The organism is Nostoc sp. (assembly GCF_036919675.1).
GTDB lineage: Bacteria > Cyanobacteriota > Cyanobacteriia > Cyanobacteriales > Nostocaceae > Nostoc.
This window is the reverse complement of record NZ_JBALCP010000077.1, coordinates 275,812-292,720: the sequence shown is the minus strand read 5'-3', so window position 1 is coordinate 292,720 and position 16,909 is coordinate 275,812. Positions and strand designations below refer to the sequence as shown.

Here is a 16,909-nt window from a genome sequence, read left to right as displayed (position 1 = left end):
TTTTTGCTCTTTGCTTCAGGCACTTATTCAATATAGCGAACCTTCTTAAGCTTGTCAACTATTTTTCCAAAAATATTTTGGACCGCTTTTGAGTCACTATCAAAGCCTTAGAGAGTAAGGGCTTTGGGATATAGTATTCCTGGAAGTCACTAAGGAAGCAATAAAGTTGTGATGAATTCTGCTGTTTTACCGCCCTGGCTGGTTTTAGATCCACTTTTGCGTGGCTGGTTGTTAGAGGATATTGGTAGGGGCGATCGCACAACAAATACGCTACTAGTAGAAGATGTGACGCTAGGCTCGGCTAAATGGATAGCTAAAGCTTCAGGGATAATTACTGGCTTACCAGTTGCAGCTAGGGTGTTTCAGATTTTAAATGAAAAAGTCAGCTTTGTGGCGGTTGTGGTTGAAGGTGCATGGTGTGAGCCAGGACAGGTAGTAGCTGAAATTCATGGTTCGCTGGATGCGCTACTGATGGGAGAGCGAGTTGCTCTGAATTTAGCTATGTGCTTGAGTGGCATTGCCACGCTAACTAATATATATGTAGAGAAAATTGCCGATTTACCTGCTCAGTTGGTGGATACGCGTAAAACTACACCAGGACTCAGACTGTTGGAAAAGTACGCGACTGCTGTGGGCGGGGCGATTAATCACCGTATGGGGTTGGATGATGCGGTGATGATTAAGGATAATCACATTGCGGCTGCTGGTGGAATTGGAGAAGCAGTTACCCGTATTCGTTCTCAGATTCCTTATCCCTTGACAATAGAGGTAGAGACTGAAAGTTTAGAGCAGGTGAAAGAAGCTTTGCAGCACAACGCGGACATTATTATGTTGGACAATATGCCTGTGAATATGATGAGTCAGGCGGTGCAGTTGATTCGCCAACAGGATAGCCGGGTGAAAATTGAAGCTTCCGGGAATGTGACTTTGGAAACGATTCGCGCTATAGCAGAGACAGGTGTTGACTATATTTCTAGCAGTGCGCCAATTACTCAGTCCAAGTGGTTGGATTTGAGTATGAGGATTGTACTTTAAATATAATAAGGTGAATCATTCCACTGGAAAGCCAGTGTATTGTCTCAAGAATAGCACTTTATTTATGTTGGGTATCACTTTACCCAATGAATTGGGAAGCCTACACTGTACCGTCAGGTCAGTGTAGGTAGTTCACTGAGTTACAACTGCGAACATTGGGCTATAGACATGGTATACAATGAACCAAAAGCTACTCAATGTGAAGAGAAAAGACTAGGAAATAACTCTAAAAATTAACAATAGTAGACAAAAAATGAGCCGAACAAGCTTTGTTTATTCGTAGTAACAGATTATAGCCAAATGACTACACCGACCAAATAGTGGATTTTGGTTAGACCACGATGTGAAATAAGAAGAGTGCGGGAAAAGCGATCGCCACTCTACTAAATAACGTCTGTTACACAAAACTGTATCCTAAGTACTAGAGCGATTATCAAAAAATCATCCATCCCTATCGCTCACTAGCGTTCCATTGTTGGTGATTCCAGTGCTAGGCGGACTCTGAAGTAGCTGAGAAATAGCCCAAAAGTTTGAGACAATAGGTCAAAACTACGGCGAGTGGCATTTTTCTGTCTGTGTTTGCATAAAAACCTCATAAACCAAAAAAGATAAATACAATTTATCGTAACTTCTTCAGTCAATAATCTTAATTCATACTTTCTGCTTTCTTCACGCAATACTCCCACGCTTTCTGGCTTCTTTGTAGGAAGTTCCGACATTTTTCAAACCAGCTTTAATCATTTGTTGTTCGAGGAGGGCAAAGAAACGCGCTTTATCGCCACCTTTAACCACTGCTTGATTATGCGCTTCGGCGATCGCTACAGGGTAGCCATATCCTTTTTGTACTTGTGCCAACATTAATCCCAAAGCTTGGTCTAGCATGGTTACATTTTCCGCTACCCATGCCGGAACTTCGATCCGGGCGATTTCGGTGCCAACATGGACATAGCAAAAGTAAATGGTTTGATCACCGTAGAGTTCGAGAATGGGAGAATTACTGCGCCACAGGGTACTGCGTTGTCCTGGTTTAAGTCGGGTTGCCCAAATAGAAGTATCTCGCAACTGTTCAAAAACTTTACAAGCTACTTTTTCTAGCTGATTTGGGCAATAACTTTTACAGTCTGGTACTGGATGGGGACAAGCCAACAACCGTAAAAAGTTCATTGTTTCAATGCTGCGAGAGGCACTAAGATAGCCCATCAATGGAATTTGAGCATCACGCATCTGCTGCCAAGCTTCCAAGATGGGGGGTAAAATGCGATCGCGTGCATCAATTGGCAACTGTTCCAAAAACCAGTAAATTAACGAACCATCCACCATTGCCAATGCTGGTGCTTCCCCCTTCGCTGCACATGCAAGTTCTGCCAACACCGTTGTTTCTGAAGCAGTGCGGCGAAAACTCATCCATTCCTCGGTTCTAATTCCCCATTGCCGAGACATGTATAAATCTTCCGGGCGATAAAATACCTCTGGCAAACTATCGAGTAACGGATGGCGGTTTTGTCCGTAGTGTAAGACTACTCTGCCGATATTCAGGAGATAACAGTAAGCAATTTCGTGATGATTGGGGGCAATTTGCGAACCATCAGTAGCGACGACAGTATGAATTTTTGGAGGAACTGGGATATCAATGCAGGTTTCTAGCGGCTCAATTGGGGTAGCATTAGGAAAGAGAATGCGATCGCGCCATTTTTCCTGGCGATCAATTAAATCTTGTTGAGACTCGTAAGCATTTTTGAGATGTTGTTGCGCCAATTCTAAACGCTGGCGACTGGCAGCAGCTTCTAAGGTAAGATGCTGACTTAAACCCTGCATTTGTCGCGCCAGTTTTGTCAGGTCAAGCATAAAGGTAAGTGCTGAGTTAGGAGCCATTCAATTTTAGATTTTTAATTTTGGATTTTAGATTAAAGGAGAAATCTAAAATCTAAAATCCAAAATTTGCAGAGTTAAGAATTTTTCTAATTTCTTACTATCTTTAAAATATCTCAATTCGTTGACATTCCGCCTTTGAATAAATTCCGAGGCTAATAACTAAAGTTATCTTCAGAGGACTGAGTAAATAATTTTAGTCCACTTGAGTGGACTTGGGCTATAAGCCAGGAACTTACAGCAGATTTCAAGTTTATGAGGTATAAAAATACCTCACCCGCGCTATCACCCACTCTCCCCAAGGTATCGGGGAAGGTTAGGGAGGGGTGTACTTCATTGACTTGCAAAGTGCTGTAAGTTCCTGGTGGGATATTGATCAGGGCAACAATTTGGCTGTTACAAATATCTGGGCAATGACAAGCCCTTTTAGGGTGAAGGCATCAAGAGATTATTGCAACATATTTAATATATTAAAGCCAAGCAGAGAAATCTTTGGCAAATTGAGACAATGATAACAACTTAATTCGCGGATCATTTTGGGCAACTTCCCTTTCTGCTTGGGTATTATAGCCCCAGTCTGCAAGAAACAGTTTCACATCTTCAAGGTCTATTTGCTGTTGGACTAACTGTAATGTGTTGAGTCTATCTTCTACGAACCACAGACTAACTAGTTTGTCTGTTTCTGCCTGCTTTAATTCTCGCATAATTTCGTATTTGGGACGCTTGACTTCTTTCCCAAAAATCGCTGGTGCTGGTAAATTTACTCCTTCTTGTTGCAACAACTGCTGTACAAAACGCCCTTCTTTAGTTGTCACAATGTATAATTTAACTCCACTGTCAAGAGTTAATTTTAGTTTTTCTACTATACCCGGATAAAATCTATGCAGACTTAGCCAACCGTCTAAATCAGTGGTAATCCATTCATCCCGTTGGTTATCTAGTTTTGCACCAATTTCTCTTGCTTGTAGCTTGTCATTTAACAAAAGTTTCGGGGCGATGATTACCCATTCATGAAGAATTTTCTCATCAGGAATTCCATCTACCAACGCTTTGATTAAAAGGGGCATTTCCCAACCCGTTTCAATTACGGGTCGCAGGCGATAGAATCTCAAAGCTAAATCATCTGGTGGTATGTCGTTAGCAGGCAACCAAATTTGACAGTAGGTGCGCCACGCTACCTCAAAATATTCAATTAGTCCGTCACAAATCACTCCATCAAAGTCCAGGGCTAAAATTGTGGGACTACTTGCGGTCATTGTTTTGAGGATGAAACTGCTGTTGTCAGCTTACCTGACAAATTTAAATCATGCAGTAATTTTTGTTAGTCTTTTATAATTTATGACTTGCTCAAAAAGTATGGTGGCATTGTCCCATCTGATTTGATACTAGTAGGTTAACGAGGATCTACAGCAGGTTTGTGATCAACTAAACGAACTTGGTTTTACTTGACTACTACAGTGATTAGTGGTAAGGAACGTTTAGCAGGTCCATGAACGACTCGACCCTGAGAATCGTATTCAGATCCATGACAAGGACAAATAAAGTGATTCTTCTCAAGATCCCACTCAACTGTACATCCTAAATGAGTACAAATTGGACTGATAGCGTACTCAGCAATATTTGGCCCGTCTTGAATAATGAGATAATCAACGCTATGGTCTGGCAAGCCTTTTACGAGAATCAGAATTCCGGGCTTTGCGGTTGTCAATAGTGCATTAGCCTCAATTTCCTTGCCATCTTTGTCCAGTGCCACAGATCCTGGAAGATAATTTTGACAGCGTGAATTCTTTGGATACAGGGAGCAAAGGGTTTTTAGGTTTATCTCACGACCTTGGCTGACTTTGGGAAATAGATATCCCATCGCTACTGATGCGACTGTACTACCTAATGTGTAAATTAAAAAATCGCCGCGCGTTTTTATCTTGGCTGGAATTTTGCCATTAGTAGAAGAATTTTCTTTCATGACCCTATTTCCCAAGAAAGGTCTATCAATATACTACGGCACGATCGCGTTAAAATTATTCTTTGGTTTTAAGTTATTTAGTGGTAAAAATACCGGATTTAGGACTAAATACAGCAATCCTATTTGATTTGCGAGAATTGATAACAACTGAGTGCTCAAACACTTCAGAGATTGTTTGAGTTAATTAAAAAGATTGGTGTTCCCGCAATTTTGGCTGAAACTACAATTAACCCAGCTTTAATTAAAACTTTTGCTCAACAAGCAGGGGGTGAAATTAGTACCAAATCAACTTGACTCTGATTCAATTGGTGCAAAGGTAAGTGAAAAAGATTCCTACATCAAAATAGTAGAGGTGAATATCCTCAGCATTATAAAAGCATTGGGGAAAAATATCTGCCATTTCAACCAAAGAAGTAAATTCATCTGAGCGAATATCTAACCTAAGAGGTGTTTCGCTCAAATATATTCTCAAAATCTCTCTAGAGAAAGAATTCTTTATACCTTCAATTTTTTAGAATATTAAAGTATATCTTTATGAATACCTGAAAAAGCCATGACTGAGAATAATCAAGAAAATCAAATTAATCAACCAGTGAGCGAAGATTCGCATTCTCGCGAGAAACCGGATGTGAACGAAAGAAACCTAACTGCAAATCCGGGAGATAGAATTGTTGATGAGTCTCAATCAGTTGAAGAAAAAGCTCAACAGGTAGCTGTTGATGATGTGCCAGACGTTACAGGCGACAGGATCACAGTCCCAACTTACTTCGTTGTGGATGAACCCGATGGTGAAAAGAAGGCACTCCACCACGTTAAAGATGCTGAAGAGATTTCCGACATGATTCGGGAAGCACGAGTTGATGAAAATGGAAATCGAGTTTGGTGGTAGTCTTTCATTGAAGAGATACGGAGGTACGGAGAGTTCTTTCTTTGCATTCCCGTATCTGTCTTCTTTGATCAAGTACACCCGTCGGAAAATTAAATTCGCGTAAACATTAAGATATAAAATTTTATCTTTATAAATCTTAATATTTCCCCTATATAGCTTTTGCTGATTGTACAGCCTAATAAATTCTGTTAAGGCTCAAAATTTTAAAATCCTATTTTTTATCTTTAAACTATCATCAACTATGCCAAGCCTTGTTGCTATGTTGACAGAAGACATATAGTCGAACTTGAGAACCCTTGTAAAGATTGGGTTATAAATTTTCGGACAAGTCTAGATATAAATAATGACTTTCGGTTGGTTAAGACTCAACGAGAAGCAAGACAGCGGCTAAGTTATACAATAGCTGTTCGTAGAGGTTGAACTTAAAAAATTTTCTAATGCTATGCCGCCACTACAACGATAAGTTTTTTCTACTGACAGCTACAACTAACTGCTATTCTTGCAAAATGGGCTACGCACCGCTGGAAGCGATGCCTGCGGCGGTAAACTACGCAACCAAATACAACAGCCACTTTTGCCAACAATCCTATTTTTACAAGGTGCGGGTGAGCAAGGTTCTAACTTAGATGATGCGAAAAAGCACGCCGTAGCTAAAATTGTTGAACAACAGGCTACAAACTTTACCCAGACTTCAATTGAGACTATTTATAAAAAATAATAATTTAGTAAAACAAGCTGCAAAGAAGGATTTCAATAAGCATTGCGAGTCGTTTTCCTAATTCAAGTGGCCTTTGCTTCATCCCCGGACGCTTCAGCAACAGCAGCCAATCTATCTGCCGCAGCTTGCACAATTTGAGCCACTTGGCTAAGAGGCATGTGCTGGATTTGTCTAAGAATCAGACTCAAATCTGAGGTTTCTGGAATTGGCTTTCCATTTAGACAGCTAAGTAACTCTTGGAGTGTGTAACCCGCTCTCGATGCGATTTGAGCCAAATTTTCCGTATCTGGCACCTTCACACCTTTTTCCCACATCTGAACAGCAGTAGCAGATACTCCCAAAAGCTTACCAAACGCTCGCTGACTCATTGAACCGCGAGCTAGTTTAATGATTTCAATCAGTTTTTGTTTGCTTTCGATGTTCACTGCTTATATAGCTAGCCAACTGTATTTACAAGTTTACTTTCAATATTACAAGTTTACTTTTATATTGACAGCCTTGTGTTTTAGTACTAAACTATATCTCTAGTTGTAATACGGCAACTACAGTCATCAAGCTAGTAGACTAACCCATCTATCTTTAATCAACCCAAAAAACTTAGTTTGCTACGGCGCTTGTGCTAGTAGCTAGACTTTGCTGCGAAAAAATAATATCGAAGGTGCATCATGTTTGGCAAGCCACGCAAAACTAATCAATATCGCCGCAAGGGTCGAAATCTTATAGCCACTAATAAAATTAAACCAGAACAGTGGCACATTTCAGACGCTGAGGTAAAAGAAGCTTTGAAAGCCAAAGGTCATGATGTTAAGCAAATCAAAAAAATCCACCGTCTGAAGCATCAAGTGTGTATTTCCTACTGGGATGCAAAAGGCAACGTGTGCAGCAGCTTTTTCAGCTACCGGATTTTTGCGCGTTGGCAAGAAGAAGCAGAAAAGTTAATTTATATCTGTCAAACCCTGAAAGAATGGGCGAAGCTAAATTACGTAATGAAGTACGAATTTACCTATTACCATTATCCCAGTAAAATGGAAGATGCACTCCACGCGATATTAGAAAACCACATGTATGTGTTAAAAGCAACAGCACAAGAAGTGGTTTTACAGAGATTTTAACAGCAAAAATTAGTTAGCAGCAGAAGTTGCTAACTCCGCGAGACGTTCCTGTTGGTCTAGAGATATACAAGACTGGATAAGCGTCTCTAAATCACCTTCCAAAACAGGGTTAAGGGAATAATTCTGACCTAACCGATGATCGGTAGCGCGGTTATCTTTATAATTATAGGTGCGAATTTTTTCCGATCGCGATCCTGTACCAACCTGCGATCGCCGCATGGAAGTTACAGCTTCTTGTTGTTCGCTTAACTTGATGTCATACAACTTTGCCCGCAGAATTTGCATTGCCCGTTCTTTGTTTTGCAACTGGCTGCGTTCTTCTGTACAGAAAATGCGTATTCCCGTTGGTTTGTGCATCAAGTCAACGGCTGTTTCCACCTTGTTGACGTTTTGTCCACCAGCACCGCCAGAACGGGCTGTGGTCATTTCAATATCTTTCGGGTCAATATGAATTTCCACATCATCCACCTCTGGCATAATCGCCACGGTAGCTGTGGAAGTATGAACCCGTCCCCCAGATTCAGTTGCCGGCACGCGCTGCACACGATGCACTCCAGCTTCAAACTTTAACTGGCTGTAAACGTCATTACCTTTAATTTCTAGAATGACCTCTTTCCAGCCACCCACTTCTCCTCGAGATTCGCTCACTAGAGAAACTTTCCAACCTTGAGTCTGGGCATAGCGGGTGTACATCTGCATCAAATCGCCAGCCCAAATACTCGCTTCATCGCCACCAGTACCAGCGCGAATTTCCAACATGATATTCTTTTCATCATTGGGGTCGCGTGGTAGGAGTAAAACTTTCAAGCGAGACTCTAAATATTCTATTTTTTGTTCAAGTTCCTTTACTTCCAGTGCTGCCATTTCTTGCAACTCTGGGTCACTCGCAGATTCTTTGTAAACCTGACGCGCTCCACTCAAGTCTTCTTGGGCTATTTTCCAAATTTCATAGGTATCAACTACCTCTTCCAAAGAAGAACGAGACTTAGCAATTTCTTGATACTCATCAGGATTGCTAGCGGTATCAGGGTCGCCAAGACGACGTGTTAACTCATTAAAGGTTTGTTCAACAGATTTTAGTTTATCCAGTAAGTATGATTCAGCCATGACGAGTGCGATCGCTCCTTAAAAAATAACAAATTGGCTCAAGCATATAAATGACAATCGACCCAGCTGATGCAGGGCCGTCGTTAACAGCAGAGCCAACCCGCTACTTTTTCTTTTGTTCGTCGCCAGATGTTTGAGTGCTGCTCATGCCGTACTTGCGCAGGAAGCGCTCTACTCTACCCTCAGTGTCAATAATCTTCTGAGTGCCAGTGTAAAATGGGTGATTTCCAGACCAAACATCTACGTGCAATTCTGGCTTGGTAGAGCCAATAGTCATAACAACTTGACCATTGCAGTAAACTTTAGCATCTGGATACCACTTGGGGTGAATATCAGATTTAGCCATTGTTCTTTTTGTGATGAATCTATATCAATTATAACTTTCAGGTTTCAATTGGAGCTAGGGATTAGGGACTGGCAAAGATATAAACAACGGACTTTTGCCAATGCCCAATTCCCCATGCCCTAACGCTTAGAGTACTGAGGTGCTTTCCGGGCTTTATGTAAACCATATTTTTTCCGCTCTTTTGCCCTCGGATCACGAGTCAGGTAACCTTCGGTTTTCAAAGGTGGGCGGTTGTCTGGGTCTAGTTGGCACAAAGCACGAGCAACTCCCAAGCGAACAGAATCAGCCTGTCCGGTCAAGCCGCCGCCTTCTGCTTTCACCAAAATGTCATATTCGTTTTCTAGTCCCAGAGTTTCCAGGGGTGCTTTGATGACTCCCAGGTAGTTAGCATTGAATTGAAAATACAAGTTTCCATCTTTACCATTCACAGTCAGTTGACCAGTGCCTGGAACCAAGCGGACTCTTGCTACTGCGTTCTTACGACGACCAGTACCCCAGTATACGGCGCGACCGCTATTGGCGTCTGCTACTACCATTAATTTTCTTCTCCAGGAATTGTACTAATTTGTAGTTCTTTAGGTTTTTGAGCATCATGGGGATGCGTAGGCCCAGCGTAGACTTTCAGCTTAGTGAACAACTGCTTACCCAGGCTATTTTTAGGTAGCATACCTTTAACAGCCTGTTCTAAAATCCGCTCTGGTATGCGCTGTTGCAGTTTAGCGAAAGTTTCCGTTTTCATCCCACCGGGACGACCAGAATGGCGACGGTAAAGCTTTTGAGTGCGCTTTTTGCCTGTGACTGCTACTTTCTCAGCATTGATGACGATTACGAAGTCACCTGTATCTAGGTGGGGTGTGTATTCGGGTTTCTTTTTGCCTCTTAAAACTTGGGCGATTTCACTGGCGAGGCGACCGAGGCGTTTATCGGTGGCATCTACTATGTACCACTCGCGCTCAAGGGACGCTTGAGAAGGAAGGTATGTTTTACTAGTTGTCATTTGTCATTTGTCCTTTGTCATTTTTGAGCCAGCCAGTGCGGCCTTCTCCAAAGGGAGAGGCTAGCGCCTGCCGTAGGATGCCCGTTCGCGTAGCGTCTCCTTTAGGAGAAGGGCTGTAGGGGGTTTCCCCCCATGAGCAACTGGCGTTAGCGAAGCGATAGCAACGTAGGAGCGTCACCTGAAGGGTAATTCGTCATTAGTCCTTTGTCATTTGTCGTTACTAAGAACCAATGACTAATGACTCTTGACTAGTGACGAAGTTTGGCAAGGTGTCGTACCAAATCTCTTTTGGAAAGGGAAAATCTGGATAGCCGACTCGCAACAAGCACAAGCCTTGGGGCGGTGCGGCGTATTTTACTTCTTCCCGACGTTGTTCTTTCCAGAGTTCGGTGAAGCTAGAAAGTGTCCGTTGTCCAGAGCCTACTTGCACCAGCATCCCTACCAACAGCCGTACCATGCCATACAAAAATCCATCTGCCTGTATTTCAATATGGATAAATGGCCCACTGCGACGACACTCTGCTGCTTGCACCTCTACCCAGGAATGCGATCGCTTTGAGCCTGCACGGTGAAAAGCAGCTAAATGATGCTTTCCCAACAGAGGTTTTAGGGCAGCTTGAATTAAGGATTCATCCAGGGGTGCATAATAATAATGCCAACTGAAAGGTCTTACAAACAAGTTAAGGCGATCTTCAGTGTATATTGTGTAGCGATACCGTCGATAGGCTGCACTAAAGCGAGCGTGCCAACGGTTATCTACACTAGCTGAAGCCCTGATTAATATATCTGGCGGCAGATAGCTGTTGAGGATTGTTGCCCACTTGTGAGGCGGAATTAAACCTGTTGCTTCAAAATGGGCTACTTGAGCAGCAGCGTGGACTCCAGAATCGGTTCGCCCCGCACCATGTAATGTCACATGATGCCCAAGAATAGTAGCGATCGCTCTTTCTATCTCTTCTTGAACTGTCCGCTGTTTTTTTTGCCGTTGCCAGCCATGAAAATGAGTGCCCAGGTATTGGATTACCAAGGCTACTCGATGAGTTTGTGTAGGCTGGTGGCTTTCTAACATACAGATTTTGTCATTTGTCTTTTGTCGTTACTAATGACTAGTGACTAATGACTTAAACCAATTCAATTATTGCCATTTTTGCATTATCACCCCGACGCGGTACGGTATGCAGGATGCGGGTATAACCGCCCTGACGAGCACCATATCGAGTCGGAGCTTGCTCAAATAGAGCGTGAACCAGTTGTTTGTCGAAGATATAGCCAAGGGCTTCGCGGCGTGCTGCCAGGGAGCCATTTTTAGCTAGAGTAATCATTTTTTCCACTTCACTTCGCAGAACTTTCGCTCTAATTAAAGTGGTGGTGATCTTACCATGACGGATCAGCTCGGTGGCGAGCGATCGCAGTAAAGCACGGCGCTGATCGGCTGGTTTACTGAGTTTTTTGACGCGACAACGGTGACGCATAATTATGCACTATGAATTATGAACAGTTTTTCTTAAGGATGTTTAGAGCCTCTTTCCATTGGCAGGGTGATGCCCAGGCGTCGCTGCAAAGCTTCCACGACCTCTTCTGCTGACTTCTGACCAAAGTTCTTAATTTCTAAGAGGTCTTCTTGGGTATAATCCAACAAATCTGCCACAGAGTTAACTTGTGCCCGTTTGAGACAGTTATATGCCCGCACAGAGAGTTGCAACTCTTCGATAGGTATCTGGGCAGTTGGGTCGTCTGGAATATGTGAACCTGTGTCTGTTGGTTCCAGGGAGATGTCTTTCAACGGGTTGAATAAATCTACCAAGATCCCAGCGGCCGAGGATAGTGCTTCTTGGGGGGAAATACTGCCATTTGTCCAAACTTCCAACAGTAGTCGGTCTTTTGGGATCAAGCCTTCCCCACGAGATTCTTCAACACTATAGTTGACTTTTCGCACTGGCATAAATATTGAGTCGATTTGGAGAAAGTCCAACGATGTGGCTTCCTCACGTCCTCGCTCTACGGTGCGATAGCCTTTGCCTTTTTCGATCCGAAATTCCATTTCCAGTTTTCCTCCCTCAGCTAGGGTGGCTACATACTGGGTCGGATCGATGACTTCTACTTCACTAGGTAAATCAAAATGCGCCGCAGTGATAGTTGCTGGACCGTTAACAAGTAATCTACCAATTTGGGGTTGCGAGGAATAGTTTTTTAGGATGACTTCCTTCATTTTCATGAGGATTTCCAGTACATCTTCCCGCACACCCGAAACTGTAGCAAACTCGTGTGAAACGCCTGCAATCCGCACTGCTGTAACTGCTGTACCTTCTAGGTTGGACAGTAAAACCCGCCGCAGTGCGTTGCCAACCGTTGTTCCTTGACCACGATCTAGAGGTTCCAGAACAAATTTACTGTAATGGTTCCGACTTTCATCAGTATTCGACTCTACACATTCAATCTGAAACTGCGCCACGGATGAGCCTCCCTTTTTCTAAGGTGCTGCTAGCAGACAAATCAATTGCCTCCCGAATTGATTGCCAATTTTGGATTTTGGATTTTGGATTTTGGATTGTGCTTCTTTGGTTCATGCTCCGCCTCTTGTAGGCACAACAAATCTTAAATCATCAACTTAAAATCCACGAGGCCCTGTACCCTTGTAGTTGGGTTCAATCTAAAATCGCAAATCTAAAATCCAAAATTGATTGATAATATTTTGGGTAGCCCGAAGTTTAACAGCTTTCCCGGCGGGAAAATCTGACGCGCTTCTGGTCGCCCAAGCTTTCACCCAATGACAGTTTGCACGTTAGACGCCCAAGCTGTCATTGCAAGTAACTTTACTTGGTTTGGCTGTAACTTCTCGTCTTCAATGGCCAAGTCTTGGTGTTTAAACTCGACGGCGCTTGGGTGGACGGCAACCATTGTGAGGAATGGGGGTAATATCCCGAATGAGTGTAATTTCCAGTCCTGCTCCTTGAAGTGCCCGGATAGCGGTTTCTCTACCTGCTCCTGGCCCACTGACCATTACCTCAATCTGGCGCATTCCTTGATCAATGGCTCTACGGGCTGCACTTTCAGCAGCGGTTTGCGCTGCAAAGGGAGTTCCCTTTTTTGCTCCCTTAAAACCGCTAGAACCAGCACTAGCCCAGGAGATGACATCTCCATTTTGATCGGTAATGGTGACAATGCTATTGTTGAAAGTAGACTGGATGTAGGCCATCCCATTAGGTACGTTCCGCTTCTGCTTTTTGCTCCCGGATTTTTTAGTTGGTTGTCTGGCCATACTTGTTTAGTTGATTTAAGGTAAAACTTGCTCTGATTAGCAAGCGTTGCAAATTTATTTCCCTGGAGCTTTCTTTTTACCAGCCACTGTCTGCCTTCTCCCTCGACGGGTTCTGGCATTTGTGCGAGTTCTTTGTCCTCTGACTGGTAAGCCCATGCGATGACGACGCCCTCTGTAGGTACCAATGTCAACTAAGCGCTTGATGTTCAAAGACTCCAAGCGCCGCAAGTCGCCTTCAACTTGATAGTTGCTTTCTATTTCCCCTCGCAGGGCTGTCACATCGGCATCACTTAAGTCCTTAACGCGGGTGTCTGGGTTCACACCAGTAGCCGCTATAATTTCTTGAGAGCGTGATAACCCAATTCCGTAGATGTAAGTCAGACCGATCTCGACGCGCTTATCGCGTGGAAGGTCTACTCCGGCAATACGTGCCACAATGAACTCTCCCTATTGTTCTCGCAATTACTGTTGGTTGGAAAAACGTGATTAATCGCGTCTTTTCGTTTTAATGATCATATGCGTGTTACAACTCACTCTATTGGTAAGAGGGCTATCCTTGACGTTGCTTGTGCTTTGGGTTCACGCAAATCACCATGACGCGACCACGACGTTTGATCACATTACACTTTTCACAGATTTTCTTGACTGAGGCTCTAACTTTCATGCCTTTTATTCTTTGACTCCAAATATTAAATTATAGCATTTCTAGGGAAATTAATCCACTTAATAGACTAGTAATACAGTCCAAAAAATGGTTTTATGGTAAAATTTCTACATATACTTACTTCTTTCGTAGTCGATAGGTAATTCTGCCTTTGGTCAAGTCGTAAGGAGTTAACTCTACCTTGACGCGATCGCCGGGCAAAATCTTGATATAGTTGCGGCGAATCTTGCCGGAAATGTGAGCCAGCACGTTAAATCCATTGTCCAAGTCAACGCGAAACATCGCATTGGGCAAGGACTCTGTAACCGTGCCTTCCATTTCAATTAAATCTTGCTTAGACAATTTGTTTTTTCCTCAACTCAACAATCTCGTGTTCAGTTGCAGCACTTCATCTGCAACTGAACACACTTTAAGAAATATATCAACAGTTTCTTAATATATCTTAGCTAAAATGGATCTGCTTCTTAGTAGGGGGAGTGGGGAGTAGTGAGTGGTGAATCCTCTACTCCTTTTATCTCAAGTTAGGAAGTTATTACCTGTTGCAGTTCACCAGTGACATCTTCTTGGGACTGATTGCCATTTACTGTTAAAAGTTTTTGGCGATCACGGTAATAATCAATTAAGGGTGCAGTTTCAGTGCGGTACACTTCTAACCGACGACGAATCACCTCTTCGGTATCATCTTTTCGTCCTCTAGCTAGCAAACGTGCAATTACAACTTCATCTGGTGCATCTAGATTGACTACCCTTTCGCCACTCTGATGTATTGTTTCCAGCAATTCTTCTAGAAAAGCCGCTTGCGTCACTTTGCGGGGAAAACCATCAAGAATCCAACCATTTTTTGCATCTGGTTGGCCGAGGCGCTCCTGTACCAAGTCCTGCACTAGCTGGTCAGGGACTAACTCACCGCTATTTACATAGTTTTGAGCCTTGATGCCCAAATGAGTCTGCTCTTTCATGGCTTGTCTTAATATTTCACCCGTAGAAACATGGGGAATATTCAAGTGTTCAGCCAAAGTTTGAGCTTGTGTTCCTTTACCAGCTCCAGGCGGTCCCAAGAAGATTAGTCGCGTCACTATTGTTTCACCATTCCTTCATAGCGCTGAGAGATCACGTAAGTTTGGATTTGTCTTGCCGTATCAATCGCTACACCAACTAGAATTAACAAAGAGGTAGCACCCAACCCTTTAAATGTGGGTACTCCTAAAGCTCTTTCCACACCTGTTGGGATAATAGCAACGAGTCCCAAAAAGATCGCCCCCAAAAAAGTGAGTCGGTTTGACACGCGCTCGATATACTCACTAGTTGCTTTGCCCGGACGAATGCCAGGAATACTAGAACCCATTTTTTTCAAGTTCTGTGCTACATCTACTGGGTTGAGAATCAACGAAGAATAGAAGTAGCTAAAGAAAATGATAGAAATCATGTAGACCAAGGCATAGACCCAAGAGCCAGAACCGCTTGGACTTAGATAAGTGTTAATTATATTTGCCAATTCGGCATTCTTGGCGAAATTAGCAATCAGCAGTGGCAAACTGAGGATGGCCGCGGCAAAAATAATTGGCATCACCCCGCCTTGATTTAGCCGCAAGGGTAAAAAGCTACGTTGTTCTGCCAAAACTCGACGACCTACTTGGCGACGAGCGGAAATAATTGGGATGCGGCGCATTCCTTCCTGCACAACCACAATACCAACAATGGTTGCCAGGAAAACTAAGATCAGTACTATCACGCGACCCACTGTTTCCCGACCGCCGACTTGCACCAAATCGATAGTATCGCCTAAAGCTTTTGGTAATGACGCAACAATGTTGACAAAAATCAACAATGATGCACCATTTCCAATACCACGTTCTGTAATTAGTTCTGATGTCCACATTACGAACATGGAACCAGCCGTCAGAGCGATCGCAGTTTCAGCTACAAAGATTGGCCCTGGATTTAAGGCAAATTGCTGGAGGAATAATGCCGAAAAAGCCACACTTTGAAGAATCGCCCAACATACAGTTACATAGCGGGTAATTTGCGATATTTTCCGCCGACCTGCTTCGCCTTCATTTTTCTGTAAATTTTCTAAAGATGGAATCGCAGCGGTGAGCAATTGGATGATAATGGACGCATTAATGAAGGGTAAAATCCCTAAAGCAAAGACGCCCAAAGTCGAAAGTCCTCGCCCGGAAAATATATCCAATAAACCGAATATGGAATTACTGCCCGATATGGCTTCGGCAAATCTAGGTCTATCAATCCCTGGTACGGGCAAGAAGATGCCCAGGCGAACCAAAATTAAAATACCGACGGTGACAAGCAGCCTACCTCTGAGGCCAGCTGCCTGTGCCATCTGCATAAAAGTTTCTTGAGCCGTTGGGGCTTTATCTCGACTGATCATAGAGTGCTACCTTTATAGTGAACCAGGCGCTGACAGCGAGTTTGCTTGCATTTAAGTGCGCTGTTCCGGCTCACTCATAAGACTTCACAACTCCCACCAGCTGCCTCAATTTTGCTACGAGCTGTACCTGTGAAAGCTGCCGCTTGTACCTTGAGCGGAGTGCTCAATTCCCCGTTACCTAAAATTTTCAATGGTCCCTTGACAGCAGTAAGGATACCTGATGCTTTCAAGGAGGTCAAAGTTACTTCCGTATTAGCGGGAAGGGAGGCTAGCTTCTCTACATTAATCGTAGTGTAAATTTTCCGATTCACAATCGGAAAGCCCTTCAGTTTCGGTAAGCGGCGGTACAATGGCTGTTGACCACCTTCAAAACCGGGTCGAGTACCACTACCAGAGCGAGATTTTTGACCTCGCATACCTAGACCAGCACTGGCACCTTGACCGGCAGAAATACCTCTAGCTACACGCTTCTTGCGTTTCTTTGAGCCTTTTTGCGGCTTAACATCGTTGAGTCTCATGATGTAATTAGTACTTGTTTACACAAAAACTCTGTAAGTGCGA

General features: G+C 43.3%; 23 protein-coding genes and 1 pseudogene. 5 read left to right on the top strand and 19 right to left on the bottom strand.

Features of this window, described 5'->3' with window-relative positions; all coding sequences use genetic code 11:
* Positions 1-171: 171 nt before the first annotated feature.
* Positions 172-1,035, top strand: coding sequence for a carboxylating nicotinate-nucleotide diphosphorylase (nadC, locus tag V7K49_RS17380; RefSeq protein WP_335206578.1), 864 nt, complete (start codon positions 172-174; stop codon positions 1,033-1,035).
* A gap of 669 nt (positions 1,036-1,704) precedes the next feature.
* Here nadC and V7K49_RS17375 read toward each other — a convergent pair.
* The 3 genes from V7K49_RS17375 to V7K49_RS17365 all read right to left on the bottom strand — a co-directional run bounded on the left by V7K49_RS17375 (position 1,705) and on the right by V7K49_RS17365 (position 4,867).
* Positions 1,705-2,880 (bottom strand): DNA double-strand break repair nuclease NurA, encoded by a 1,176-nt coding sequence (locus V7K49_RS17375; RefSeq protein WP_335206577.1) that lies wholly within the window; start codon positions 2,878-2,880, stop codon positions 1,705-1,707.
* A 494-nt stretch (positions 2,881-3,374) separates the two neighbouring features.
* Positions 3,375-4,160: an HAD family hydrolase gene (locus V7K49_RS17370; protein WP_334868767.1), complete on the bottom strand. Its 786-nt coding sequence runs from the start codon at positions 4,158-4,160 to the stop codon at positions 3,375-3,377.
* 185 nt (positions 4,161-4,345) lie between these two features.
* Positions 4,346-4,867 (bottom strand): Rieske 2Fe-2S domain-containing protein, encoded by a 522-nt coding sequence (locus V7K49_RS17365; RefSeq protein WP_335206562.1) that lies wholly within the window; start codon positions 4,865-4,867, stop codon positions 4,346-4,348.
* Positions 4,868-5,011: 144 nt separating this feature from the next.
* Between V7K49_RS17365 and V7K49_RS17360 the strand changes: the two are divergent.
* From V7K49_RS17360 to V7K49_RS17350, 3 genes and pseudogenes are all read left to right on the top strand, one after another.
* Positions 5,012-5,284 (top strand): annotated as a pseudogene (locus V7K49_RS17360) (metal ABC transporter solute-binding protein, Zn/Mn family); the annotation flags it as partial.
* Between the two features lie 136 nt (positions 5,285-5,420).
* A complete protein-coding gene (locus V7K49_RS17355) occupies positions 5,421-5,756 on the top strand; it encodes a hypothetical protein (protein WP_334868771.1) in 336 nt (111 codons plus the stop codon).
* Positions 5,757-6,255: 499 nt separating this feature from the next.
* On the top strand, positions 6,256-6,474 hold the full coding sequence (locus tag V7K49_RS17350) for a hypothetical protein (protein WP_335206561.1): 219 nt from the start codon (positions 6,256-6,258) through the stop codon (positions 6,472-6,474).
* A gap of 62 nt (positions 6,475-6,536) precedes the next feature.
* Here the strand turns inward: V7K49_RS17350 and V7K49_RS17345 are convergent, their stop codons facing one another.
* Entirely contained in the window at positions 6,537-6,899 is a 363-nt protein-coding gene (locus V7K49_RS17345; RefSeq protein WP_335206560.1) for a helix-turn-helix domain-containing protein, read from the bottom strand.
* Positions 6,900-7,139: 240 nt separating this feature from the next.
* On the opposite strand from V7K49_RS17345, the gene V7K49_RS17340 reads away from it, so the two are divergent.
* The gene (locus V7K49_RS17340) at positions 7,140-7,586 is read left to right on the top strand and encodes a hypothetical protein (RefSeq protein WP_335206559.1); all 447 of its coding nucleotides are present in this window, start codon (positions 7,140-7,142) and stop codon (positions 7,584-7,586) included.
* Between the two features lie 9 nt (positions 7,587-7,595).
* Here V7K49_RS17340 and prfA read toward each other — a convergent pair whose 3' ends face one another.
* The 15 genes from prfA to rplO all read right to left on the bottom strand — a co-directional run bounded on the left by prfA (position 7,596) and on the right by rplO (position 16,866).
* The gene (gene prfA / locus V7K49_RS17335) at positions 7,596-8,693 is read right to left on the bottom strand and encodes a peptide chain release factor 1 (protein ID WP_334868777.1); all 1,098 of its coding nucleotides are present in this window, start codon (positions 8,691-8,693) and stop codon (positions 7,596-7,598) included.
* A gap of 103 nt (positions 8,694-8,796) precedes the next feature.
* Positions 8,797-9,039 carry a 50S ribosomal protein L31 gene (gene rpmE, locus V7K49_RS17330; RefSeq protein ID WP_273765764.1) on the bottom strand — a complete coding sequence of 81 codons (243 nt, stop codon included), beginning with the start codon at positions 9,037-9,039 and terminating at the stop codon, positions 8,797-8,799.
* Between the two features lie 119 nt (positions 9,040-9,158).
* A complete protein-coding gene (gene rpsI / locus V7K49_RS17325; RefSeq protein WP_229460561.1) occupies positions 9,159-9,575 on the bottom strand; it encodes a 30S ribosomal protein S9 in 417 nt (138 codons plus the stop codon).
* Positions 9,575-10,036: a 50S ribosomal protein L13 gene (gene rplM / locus V7K49_RS17320; RefSeq protein ID WP_229450944.1), complete on the bottom strand. Its 462-nt coding sequence runs from the start codon at positions 10,034-10,036 to the stop codon at positions 9,575-9,577. The genes rpsI and rplM overlap by 1 nt, the downstream gene beginning before the upstream one ends.
* 220 nt (positions 10,037-10,256) lie before the next feature.
* On the bottom strand, positions 10,257-11,105 hold the full coding sequence (truA, locus tag V7K49_RS17315) for a tRNA pseudouridine(38-40) synthase TruA (protein ID WP_335206558.1): 849 nt from the start codon (positions 11,103-11,105) through the stop codon (positions 10,257-10,259).
* Between the two features lie 52 nt (positions 11,106-11,157).
* The gene (rplQ, locus tag V7K49_RS17310) at positions 11,158-11,508 is read right to left on the bottom strand and encodes a 50S ribosomal protein L17 (protein WP_273765772.1); all 351 of its coding nucleotides are present in this window, start codon (positions 11,506-11,508) and stop codon (positions 11,158-11,160) included.
* Between the two features lie 32 nt (positions 11,509-11,540).
* Positions 11,541-12,488 carry a DNA-directed RNA polymerase subunit alpha gene (locus V7K49_RS17305; RefSeq protein WP_273765775.1) on the bottom strand — a complete coding sequence of 316 codons (948 nt, stop codon included), beginning with the start codon at positions 12,486-12,488 and terminating at the stop codon, positions 11,541-11,543.
* Positions 12,469-12,603, bottom strand: coding sequence for a hypothetical protein (locus V7K49_RS17300; RefSeq protein ID WP_334723655.1), 135 nt, complete (start codon positions 12,601-12,603; stop codon positions 12,469-12,471). The genes V7K49_RS17305 and V7K49_RS17300 overlap by 20 nt, the downstream gene beginning before the upstream one ends.
* 296 nt (positions 12,604-12,899) lie before the next feature.
* Positions 12,900-13,295: a 30S ribosomal protein S11 gene (gene rpsK, locus V7K49_RS17295; RefSeq protein WP_010998331.1), complete on the bottom strand. Its 396-nt coding sequence runs from the start codon at positions 13,293-13,295 to the stop codon at positions 12,900-12,902.
* A 54-nt stretch (positions 13,296-13,349) separates the two neighbouring features.
* A complete protein-coding gene (gene rpsM, locus V7K49_RS17290; protein WP_069070762.1) occupies positions 13,350-13,730 on the bottom strand; it encodes a 30S ribosomal protein S13 in 381 nt (126 codons plus the stop codon).
* Positions 13,731-13,845: 115 nt separating this feature from the next.
* Entirely contained in the window at positions 13,846-13,959 is a 114-nt protein-coding gene (gene rpmJ / locus V7K49_RS17285; RefSeq protein ID WP_015129703.1) for a 50S ribosomal protein L36, read from the bottom strand.
* 117 nt (positions 13,960-14,076) lie between these two features.
* Complete coding sequence (infA, locus tag V7K49_RS17280; RefSeq protein ID WP_006276978.1) at positions 14,077-14,301, bottom strand: translation initiation factor IF-1; 225 nt, start codon at positions 14,299-14,301, stop codon at positions 14,077-14,079.
* A 179-nt stretch (positions 14,302-14,480) separates the two neighbouring features.
* Positions 14,481-15,035: an adenylate kinase gene (locus V7K49_RS17275; protein ID WP_273765819.1), complete on the bottom strand. Its 555-nt coding sequence runs from the start codon at positions 15,033-15,035 to the stop codon at positions 14,481-14,483.
* A complete protein-coding gene (gene secY / locus V7K49_RS17270; RefSeq protein ID WP_334868785.1) occupies positions 15,035-16,348 on the bottom strand; it encodes a preprotein translocase subunit SecY in 1,314 nt (437 codons plus the stop codon). The genes V7K49_RS17275 and secY overlap by 1 nt, the downstream gene beginning before the upstream one ends.
* Positions 16,349-16,422: 74 nt before the next feature.
* The gene (gene rplO, locus V7K49_RS17265) at positions 16,423-16,866 is read right to left on the bottom strand and encodes a 50S ribosomal protein L15 (protein ID WP_334868787.1); all 444 of its coding nucleotides are present in this window, start codon (positions 16,864-16,866) and stop codon (positions 16,423-16,425) included.
* Positions 16,867-16,909 lie beyond the last annotated feature (43 nt).